The 10288-nt window shown below is 43.3% G+C and carries 9 protein-coding genes and 2 pseudogenes; 10 read left to right on the top strand and 1 reads right to left on the bottom strand.

Going from position 1 to position 10288, the window contains the following annotated elements; genetic code table 11:
* Positions 1–309: 309 nt before the first annotated feature.
* From IEV46_RS17140 to IEV46_RS17130, 3 genes and pseudogenes are all read left to right on the top strand, one after another.
* A complete protein-coding gene (locus tag IEV46_RS17140) occupies positions 310–528 on the top strand; it encodes a hypothetical protein (protein WP_076524605.1) in 219 nt (72 codons plus the stop codon).
* A 12-nt stretch (positions 529–540) separates the two neighbouring features.
* A pseudogene (locus tag IEV46_RS17135) lies at positions 541–1158 on the top strand (RHS repeat-associated core domain-containing protein); the annotation flags it as partial.
* 202 nt (positions 1159–1360) lie between these two features.
* Positions 1361–1666: a hypothetical protein gene (locus IEV46_RS17130; protein ID WP_188433734.1), complete on the top strand. Its 306-nt coding sequence runs from the start codon at positions 1361–1363 to the stop codon at positions 1664–1666.
* 123 nt (positions 1667–1789) lie between these two features.
* Here IEV46_RS17130 and IEV46_RS17125 read toward each other — a convergent pair.
* Positions 1790–2891 (bottom strand): annotated as a pseudogene (locus IEV46_RS17125) (IS3 family transposase).
* Positions 2892–3670: 779 nt separating this feature from the next.
* Between IEV46_RS17125 and IEV46_RS17120 the strand changes: the two are divergent.
* The 7 genes from IEV46_RS17120 to IEV46_RS17090 all read left to right on the top strand — a co-directional run bounded on the left by IEV46_RS17120 (position 3671) and on the right by IEV46_RS17090 (position 10081).
* Positions 3671–3976: a hypothetical protein gene (locus IEV46_RS17120; RefSeq protein ID WP_188433733.1), complete on the top strand. Its 306-nt coding sequence runs from the start codon at positions 3671–3673 to the stop codon at positions 3974–3976.
* Positions 3977–4132: 156 nt separating this feature from the next.
* Entirely contained in the window at positions 4133–4918 is a 786-nt protein-coding gene (locus IEV46_RS17115) for a hypothetical protein (protein WP_308420319.1), read from the top strand.
* On the top strand, positions 4879–5526 hold the full coding sequence (locus tag IEV46_RS17110) for an RHS repeat-associated core domain-containing protein (protein ID WP_188433731.1): 648 nt from the start codon (positions 4879–4881) through the stop codon (positions 5524–5526). Before IEV46_RS17115 ends, IEV46_RS17110 begins: the two co-directional genes overlap by 40 nt.
* Positions 5527–6033: 507 nt before the next feature.
* The gene (locus tag IEV46_RS17105) at positions 6034–7035 is read left to right on the top strand and encodes an RHS repeat-associated core domain-containing protein (RefSeq protein WP_188433730.1); all 1002 of its coding nucleotides are present in this window, start codon (positions 6034–6036) and stop codon (positions 7033–7035) included.
* 532 nt (positions 7036–7567) lie between these two features.
* Entirely contained in the window at positions 7568–7903 is a 336-nt protein-coding gene (locus IEV46_RS17100; protein ID WP_188433729.1) for a hypothetical protein, read from the top strand.
* Positions 7904–8072: 169 nt separating this feature from the next.
* Entirely contained in the window at positions 8073–9719 is a 1647-nt protein-coding gene (locus IEV46_RS17095) for an RHS repeat domain-containing protein (RefSeq protein ID WP_505712045.1), read from the top strand.
* A 53-nt stretch (positions 9720–9772) separates the two neighbouring features.
* On the top strand, positions 9773–10081 hold the full coding sequence (locus tag IEV46_RS17090; RefSeq protein WP_188433727.1) for a hypothetical protein: 309 nt from the start codon (positions 9773–9775) through the stop codon (positions 10079–10081).
* The last annotated feature ends 207 nt before the right edge of the window (positions 10082–10288 follow it).

Raw genomic sequence — 10288 nt, 5'->3', positions numbered from 1 at the left:
CTTTCACCTGCTGTTTCCGTGGTAGATTCTCTACCTTCCAGAAAACCAAGTGTAAATCCTTCCTCCATTACCAAACTAAATTTCCGGATGGGGCACTAGCTATATATTCAACATTGAGTTCCCCGGTTATATAGAAAGTATTCGTGAGTTATTAACAGTTTCGATGGGCTTTTTTGTTATTTTTATTGTTATGAAAAACAAAGAATAAAATCTATTTCAAAAGTACCTCAATGCATATTTTAAAAAATTTCTTTTTCAATTCTAATGAAACGGATACTGGGTCGACGGCATGCACAAGACAATGACCACGTGCAGTGGCGAAGCCAGCTCCAAATCCATTATGATGAGAACAATGACGTCACCTACGAGACCGAACCGAACAACCAGATCGTCGCCACCTACACCTACCGGGCCAACAACGATCCGGTCAGCATGACCCGGGGCGGGAAGACGTACTATTACCAGACCACTACCGCCGGGGATGTAACCGCCCTCACCGACTCCACCGGAGCAGTTGTGGCATCGTAGTACGATGCCTTTGGGAATCTGCTGAAAGAAACAGGGACGGTGGAGAATCCGTATCGGTATGCGGGGTACCGGTATGATGAGGTCACGGGGCTGTACTATCTGCAGAGCCGTTACTACAACCCGGAGACGGGAAGGTTTTTGACGAGGGATTCCTTTGAAGCTTCTGAGATGGACACTCTCAGTCAAAACAGATATATTTATGTTCATAATAATCCAGTCATGCATATAGATCCATTGGGTTTTGCAGTCCCCGCTGTTGTAGGGTGGGTAGTTGGAGCTGCAATAAATGGGTTGGCTTGGACAATTATAAGTATGTTGTGGGATTATGGATGGAATTTTAAAAGATGGTCAAAAAGAGTGTTTGCAGAGAGGTTTGTATGGAATTTTCTTGGTGCAATACCAGTAGGGGGTTGGATTGGCAGAGCAGTAGGCAGGCCCGTTAAAAATTGGTTGGTTAAATACGGGAGGAGTACATTGAGATGGATTGCCAATAAAGTTATTTTTCCTGTTATTAAGGCTTCAGCAAAAAAAATTCGTAGTACTCGTACCCTTGCAAGAAAGGGAGCAACAAGAGGAGGCGCTTACCTACGAAATCTAGTTCGTAAAGCGGCTAGACGTGCTCGAAGGTAACAAAGTAGGTGCACCAAAACTGAAAAACTTAGGAATGAACAGTGGAAACAGTAGCTTTTTGTACTCTTGTGTGGATAAGACCTCTGGTCGAAAACAAAAGAATTGATTTATGAGATACACTCTAAAAGAAGAATATCACCAAAAGAGGAAGTCATAAAATCCTCTTTTGGTGTTTTCCCTCACTTTTTGAGGAGGGTTTTACTTGGAGGATAATAAAATTAAAATAGAAGTTATGGGGAAAACTACTTTTGTCAGGATTAAGTTAAACGAACAGGATATAAACTATTTTTATGAAAAAATAAATGAAATGGATTGGTTCGAAGACTCTTTTACATGGGGTTATAACTCAAATGAAGGAAAGACAGTTTTGGCTTTCAAAATGGAAAAGACAGTATCTAAAAAAAGGAGAGAGAAGACCAAATGGCTTTTGGATGTAATTATCTTTTTGTTATGTATATTGGGGGCTGTTTACTTATTTCAAATTTTATTTACTTTATTTGTAAATTGAAGTATAGTGGTACACGATGTCGACAGTTTTTCGAGGGATTTTAAGTTATGATCGGCTCCCCCTGGATCGAGTATAACGGTTACATAATGAGACTTAGAATCTATTATTGAGATTATATGTATGCTAGTGTGCAAGGAGTTCTCGCCCCATAACTTCAGCAGGCGTCCAGTAATCCAGAGATTGGTGTGGGCGTTGTTCACTGTACAACCGTAGATAATGGCTAATCCGTTGCCGCGTCTCTTAAGGGCTCTGGTAATGGTGGGGATAGGCTTCTTCGTAATTGACGGATCGCCAGAGCCGATTCCGTAAAGAAATTATCTGAGGCTCGTCCTCTTCCATCCATGCTAATCTGTACTCCTCGGTCTTGAAACAGTTCGAGGTAACTGTCACCCTGATCGCTGTTGATCATTGTGGGGAGCGCTTGTTTTAAAGTCTGTTCTGCTGCTTCCAAGACAAAGGGTAGCTCCATCCAGTGCTTGATCCAGCTCCCAACTAACAATATAGCGGGAATACCAGTAAAGTACGGCGACCAGGTACATCAAGCCTTTTGGTATCCGGATGTAGGTAATGTCGATTCCCCACACGTGGTTGGGCCGGATGACTGTAAGATTCCGTATGAGATAGGGATAAATGCGATGTTGCTGGTTGCGCTTGCTCAGGTTGGGGCCGGGATAGATGGCTGCAAGTCCCGTCTCCCGCATATACTTTTGAACCGTATTGCGGTGAATGTTCTCTCCCTCACGATGGAGCATAGCTGTGATCCGTCTCGACCGAAAAACGGATATTCAGTGTACTTGAGGCGAATTTCCTCCGGAGAGGGAGGGACCGGCTTGTAGTAGAGGCTGGATCGGTTGAGGCTTAAGAGGTCTGCTCGAGTAGTAATGGGAAGCTCGGGATTTTCCTATTCGATGAGGGTGCAACGTTCGTCTCCAGACACTGAGTAGCCAGATTTTTTTAAGCCACGACAGTTGAGTCGTCAGCTTTCCGACTTCTGCGAAGAGATCATTGATTTTTTCTTCGTAGTCCTTTTTCATCTTATTAACGCCCTTACGGTCATGGGCAAACAGTTGAGAGAAGTTTTGAATAACCTCTCTTTTCCATTTGCTGAGCTGGACGGGGTGAATGCCATGTTCGGAAGACAGCTTGGAGATGGACTTTTCCCCTTGAGGATTTCCAGGACAATTTGAGCTTTTAGCTCGGGGGAAAACTTCCTGCGAGTCCCCATGACTTAACTTAGCAACTCCTTTTTCGTTGTCCAGTTTTCGTAGTCCATATAAAGAGATTATGAGGGAGTGTAAAACTCATGGAGAACTTACTGAAAACAAGATTTGGATGCCTAATTTACTTTTTGGGAGTCAATATGTTTTTATTATTTTCAACTGTTTTAAGATCATATTATGAAATACCTTTGTTTTTGGATGGTATAATAATTATTTTATTATCCCAACTAATTCCTTATTGGACCGCACAGTATATGACTAATAAAATTTTTGCTAAAAAAAATGTTAAGTTTAAAGCGATACTATGGTTTTTATTATACGTATCTTTCTTTGCTGTTATCTGGCTTTCTGTAAAAATAATTTATCCTGAGAGAATCTGAAAATGTCATATAACTGCACTAACTTTCCAGATTCTCTCTTGGGTAGGATCGCAAAGGTTGCTTTGCACCCAGAGGGCGCAAGTCTCATCTTCGCTTCGTTCCCGGTCACGTTTTGGCAGCACAAGACTCCTTTCCACCGCCCATTTTCTTGTACAGCCCTGATTTCTCATTATACAGTATACAAAAGAGAAAAGAGGATGGTGTTAATATCACCCCCCTTATCCACCAAAAGGTATGAGAGGGATTTGTCTGGATAAACTCCTCACTCTCAACTCCATTGAAGTCAGGATGGTATCCAATGAAAAAAGCGGTTTGTTTGCCCCTCTACCTTTGAAGCAGATAAACTGCCTAGACGACAATCTCCAATAGTATAGAATAAATAGATATAGGGTGGTGCAGTCCATTTGAAATCCGAAAAAATAGAGATAAATAAAGAGGGAGAAACTACATTTGTTCTTATTAAGCTAAACCAGCTGGATGTGAAATATTTCTATCAAAAAATCACTGAAATGGATTGGTATGGAGAGTCATTTACTTGGGGTTATGACTATGAATCCGAAGCTGGGAAGATAGTCTTGGCTTTTGAGAAGGTCAAATTAGGAGTAAAGAAAAGGAACAAAATTGATTGGGTTTCTATCGGAATTATCTTTTTAAGTATAATGGGGATGTTATATATATTTATGATGTTTTTAGGTTGGATTTTCCATTAGATCCTTTAAAAACGTTCATAGAGAGGGTTGAGTTTCACACGGAGTGATTTTGGCAGTTCAGAACAACGAAAAGGTCATGTGAAACCCAATCCCGACCATCTCGGCCAGCACTAATTCACAACGCTTCTAAAGGTCGAAAGTTAGTAGCCGCAAGCTATAATTGGCCACACCAAAGATGAGAATGATCGCGTTGCCAGCCGCAAAAATGAAGACGGCACCGTCAGCCTTTTCAGCTACAACGGCGCCGGCGATCTCACACAGCAGGTGGTTTTGGACAAGGGCGGGGAACAGCGGGAATCTTACACATACACCTACGACAACAAAGGCAACATCACCCAGGTGAAAGATTCCAAGGGAACCACCACCTACGTCTATGACGAGCTGGAACAGCTGGTCAAGGAAACCCGGCCCGACGGCACCGTCACGGAATACACCTACGATGCCACGGGAAACCGGCTGAAGCAAAAGGTGACCCAAGGAGACAAGTCTACCACCACGAACTATACTTACGATGATGCCGACCAACTGACCCAGGTGGACGGTCAGGCCCACACCTTTGACAAAAACGGCAACCTGACCCACGACGGCAAACGAGCCTTCGTCTACGATGCTGAAAACCGCCTGACCGCCGTCAAGGAAGGGGACAAAACCCTCGCCTCCTTCACCTACCGGGCCGACGGCATGCGCAAGACCATGACCACCGGTTCCCAGACGATCACGTTCCATTATGATGGGAACAACAACGTCATCTATGAGACGGATCAGAACAACCAGATCGTGGCCCACTACACCTACGGGGCCAACAACGAACTGGTCAGCATGACCCGGGGCGGGAAGACGTACTATTACCAGACCAACTACCGGGGGGATGTAACGGCCCTCACCGACCCGCTGGAGCGGTCGTGGCATCGTATGAGTACGATGCCTTCGGGAATCTGCTGAAAGAAACAGGGACGGTGGAGAATCCGTATCGGTATGCGGGGTACCGGTATGATGAAGTGACGGGGCTGTATTATCTGCAAAATCGATACTATAATTCCAATATAGGGAGATTAATATCGCGAGATCCCGTAGATGGGGATTCTAATATCCCTATTTCCTACAATATGTATACCTACTCTAATAATAATCCTATCATGATGTATGACCCTGATGGTATGCGGGGTAAATGGAGATATAGAAAAACAGTAAAAAAATATAAGACATGGCACATTAAACAATCTACTATTGATGCTGCTGCTACTGCGGTAGGTTTTGTAGATAAGGGGTACAGTTGGGCCAAGAAGCAATCTGCTAAAAGAATAGTTCTTTCTATTTTAGGAAGAATTAATAGGTATCTTTGGATCGGTATCGGTGGACTATGGGCCTATACAGCTGCAACAGGAAGAAAAGGAGTCACGATAGGTTATGTGGTGATAAGAAGGTCCTGGCATATCAAGAGGAACAAGAGTGGTGTGTGGAGAAAAAACCTTGAAATTGAATATGTATATCCAATTCTAAAAGCTGGCAAGAGGAAATACAGGAACACTTCGACAAAAAAGTATTATTAAATTCAACAAGTGGATAATAAGAAATTTAGGATGGAGAAAGTACTGCTTTGAAAAGCGGTACTTTCTTTTCCGGCCTCAGATATTCTAATTATCCGATGAAATTCTAAGAAGAACTGTACCTGAAGGGTCTGGGATTTAAAAGTTCTTTAACAGCGAGGAACAACAATAGGGGATGATAAATAATGAGTAAATTTTGGAGTTATATTGTAGTTGTGAGCTTAGCTTATTCTGCAATTTATGTTGTAGTAACAAACTTGATGAAACTGAAAATCTCCTTAATGTACGAGCATCTGTTTGTTGTTACCATGTTAATTGTAGTTATAGACGGAGTGGTCAAAGCGATAATCAATAAGTAGTTCTCCTTTAAAGGTCGAAAGTTAGTAGCCGCAAGCTATAATTGGCCACACCAAAGATGAGAATGATCGCGTTGCCAGCCGCAAAAATGAAGACGGCACCGTCAGCCTTTTCAGCTACAACGGCGCCGGCGATCTCACACAGCAGGTGGTTTTGGACAAGGGCGGGGAACAGCGGGAATCTTACACATACACCTACGACAACAAAGGCAACATCACCCAGGTGAAAGATTCCAAGGGAACCACCTCCTATGTCTATGACGAGCTGGAACAGCTGGTCAAGGAAACCCGGCCCGACGGCATGCGCAAGACCATGACCACCGGTTCCCAGACGATCACGTTCCATTATGATGGGAACAACAACGTCATCTATGAGACGGATCAGAACAACCAGATCGTGGCCCACTACACCTACGGGGCCAACCACGAACTGGTCAGCATGACCCGGGGCGGGAAGACGTACTATTACCAGACCAACTACCGGGGGGATGTAACGGCCCTCACCGACTCCACCGGAGCGGTCGTGGCGACCTATGAGTACGATGCCTTCGGGAATCTGCTGAAAGAAACAGGGACGGTGGAGAATCCGTATCGATATGCGGGGTACCGGTATGATGAGGTCACGGGGCTGTACTATCTGCAGAGCCGGTACTACAACCCGGAGACGGGAAGGTTTTTGACGAGGGATGTCTTCGAAGGCGTTGACACAGAACCACTAAGCCAAAACAAATATACTTATGGACATAACAACCCGGTAATGAATACCGATCATTCCGGCTATGCAGTGCCTATGGCTGTTGTTGCTGCTTTAAAGTACTTAGCTTCTGTAGCGGGATGGGCACTTGTTATAACAATAGCTGGATTGATAAAGGATACTCGCAGTATAAATCCCAGGAAGTGGGGAGCAAGGCGTTTCGCCAAAGATTTTGCCTGGAATTTTGTTTGGGGACTAGTGCCATTCGGTGGTTTAAAAAAAATTAGACCTTTATGGCAATGGACCTATGCTGTTGCGTATTCTTATGGCCTGCGATTCCACCGGTGGTTGATTGGAAAACTTGCAACAGGCATTGTGATTGCTCGTTTGAAAAGATATAGTGCTGTACAAGCATTTAAACGAGTTGTTAGAAATAAATTACTACGGTGGCGACGTCGGTAAAAAATTGACTGTAATTTAAATACAGGTACTCACTTTAATTAGGCGTATCAGATAATTGATTAGCCATTTTTGAGTGAGGAGAAGGGTCGGAATTGGTGGGACGGAGATCCTTTACGTTTTTTGCGAGAGATCTCTTTCGTCCCACCATTCTCGTTCCCATCAACAATGTTTACTACAAATAGGGAAGTGAAAGGTTTGTTTCATTTCCAACGCCCATTTTTGGGATTACAGTATTGGATTTCAATATTTTCCCGATTGAAGGGAAGAAGGGTGTATAATGGGAGAATCAAAAAAAATGATCAAAGAAATAATATCTATTCTTGGTTGGTATTTATTCTTGGTAATATTATTTAATTTTGTCTATCGGGATAGGGGGCTTTTTAATTATTTTAGTCCTTTGATATTAGTCCTTGCTGTTAGATATTATAAGAATAAGTTGGTAGTTTTTTTAACAAAAATGGCTGTTTTGTTTGTCGTAATCTATTTTCTGTTTACACTATATTACTATTAGTAAAAAGGGGATTGGCGAATAGTGGATTCAAAAGATGCCATGGTTGTAAATCAGGAAAGTCAGTATATCTATATTGATTTAACAGATAAGCAGATTGAAGAACTGATGATACAATTAACAGAAATGAAATTAAATGGGGAACATTTTTCTTGGAGCAATCAATTTAATGAGGAAAGCAGGATTGTTATTTATTTCCGAAAGGTAAGTCTTGGGGAAAATGGAGAGTTTCAACTGGATCAAGAGGGTTCTGAAAAAATTCATAGCTTCTCATTCTTTTTTGTTTTTGTTGTAATTTTGTCAACAATAGGAGTGATAGCGGTGATCTACATGCTCTTTCATATATTATTAGCAAGTTAGTCCTCGATTTACTGAAACTTTTACACAACTCTTGTCATAAGTGTTAGCGCATAAGATGTAGGCAAAGAAGTGCGGAGAAGCCGAGACGTATCTATTCTAAACGGGTATCTACCCAGTTAGTTTCCCTGAAAAACGTGGGCATCAGAAAAGGAATTCAACAACCCTGGGTGTGGAAAAGGTAATTAACCAAACCAACCCACCACAACCAAGGGGTGTTGAATTCCTTATTTGTGTTATTCACCACCGATCCCTCAAATTCTTTGAGTACGATGCCAACGGCAACGTGACCAAGGGGACCGATGAGGCCAAAAACGAGTCCACCAGCTTCACTTTCGATGATGACAACAAGCTGAAGACGGTGACTGAACCGGGAAGCAACAAAACGGAATACACTCACGACAAAAACGGCAACGTTACCCAACAAAAATTGACTGCAGGAACCACGACCGTAACCCAGGGTATGGGTTATAATGAAGTGGATCAGCTCACCAAAGTGACCGAAAACGGCAAAAACCGTGCGATCTACACATACGATGAGAATGATCGCGTCGCCAGCCGCAAAAATGAAGACGGCACCGTCAGCCTCTTCAGCTACAACGGTGCCGGCGATCTCACACAGCAGGTGGTTTTGGACAAGGGCGGGGAACAGCGGGAATCTTACACGTACACCTACGACAACAAAGGCAACATCACCCAAGTGAAAGATTCCAAGGGAACCACGACCTATGTTTACGATCAGCTGGAACAGCTGGTCAAGGAAACCCAGCCTGACGGCACCGTCACAGAATACACCTACGATGCCACGGGAAACCGGCTGACGAAGAAAGTGACCCAAAACGGCATCGCGACCACCACGAACTACAGCTACGACGATGCCGACCAACTGACTCAGGTGGACGGTCGGGCCCACACCTTTGACAAAAACGGCAACCTGACCCACGACGGCAAACGGACCTTCGTCTACGATGCCGAAAACCGCCTGACCGCTGTGAAAGAAGGGAGCAACTCCCTCGCCTCCTTCACCTACCGGGCCGACGGCATGCGTAAAACGATAACCACCGGCTCCCAGACGCTCACGTTCCATTATGATGAGAACAAGAACGTCATCTATGAGACGGATCAGAACCACCAGATCGTGGCCCACTACACCTACGGGGCTAGCAATGAACTGGTCAGCATGACCCGCGGTGGGAAGACGTACTACTACCAGACCAACTACCGGGGGGATGTCACCGCCCTCACCGACTCCTCTGGAGCCGTCGTAGCAACCTATGAGTACGATGCTTTCGGGAATCTGTTGAAGGAAACGGGAACGGTGGAGAATCCGTATCGCTATGCGGGGTACCGGTATGATGAAGTGACGGGTCTGTATTATCTGCAGAGCCGGTATTACAATCCGGAGACGGGAAGGTTCTTGACGAGGGATTCCTTTGAGGGAACTGAAAAAGTACCTTTAACTCAGAACCTATATGCGTATGTTCAAAATAATCCTGTAGTGTATATTGATCCCAATGGAAATGTAAGAGTAAAGAGTTGGAAAAAAGGAAGAATAGTAATATTAAGTCCATCGGAAACCAGCAAACTTTTACTCGCTATTAAGTGGTTTAGAAAATATGGAACGGTTGCGGTAGGTATTTTGGTTGCGGTATTAACAAGAAATATTGCTATATCTGCTGGAGTAACAAGAGTACTCAAAATAATGACCTGGGTTTTTGATGGGATAATATCTTACGCTAATCGTAAGGGAAAAGGAATTAAGATATACCTTCGTCGGACTTGGAAGGTGTATTACCCAGTTTCTGTCCGTTCCAGATAGATACAATTGGCTGGGTTTATGCCCAGCCCTTTTCAAAAGGTGGTTTTTTAACAATGGAAAAAAGATTTTTTTGGAAAGTGAAAAATGATGAGAGAGTTGTATTATTGCAAGTTGTATTTTCAGCAATGATAGAAATGTATGGATTTGTTATCGCTAAAATAAATGGTAAATACAAATATATAAAAACGACCTGTATACTAGAAAGTCCTACGGGGATGAAAGTCGGAACATTTACATTTGATATCGATAAAAGAAAGGGAACTCTAGTTTCCTATGTAAAACAAGGAAGTAATGTTCCGCATGATTTTTGTTTGTATATTGATGGAAGTAAAATAGAAACTATCCCCAAGCCAGTTGATTAACTTTCATTTGGATAAAGATGAGGGGAAACATCTTATCATACTCGGTTTTTCTTTTCTGTAGCAGGGTGAATCGAGTTGGGTAATTCAGTTCCGCTATCACGACGGCTATGTCCCAAAAATCGTGGAAATTGAAAGTGGCGGTCTCCTAAACCGTTTGGTATAACGGTGGTGGACAAACCAAGAAGGAGAAACCGCCACTATGAAAAG

The sequence above is a fragment of the Kroppenstedtia guangzhouensis genome (assembly GCF_014637345.1).
GTDB classification, from domain to species: Bacteria; Bacillota; Bacilli; order Thermoactinomycetales; family DSM-45169; genus Kroppenstedtia; species Kroppenstedtia guangzhouensis.
Note: the sequence above shows the minus strand (reverse complement) of the source record. Positions and strands in the feature narration are given on the sequence as shown.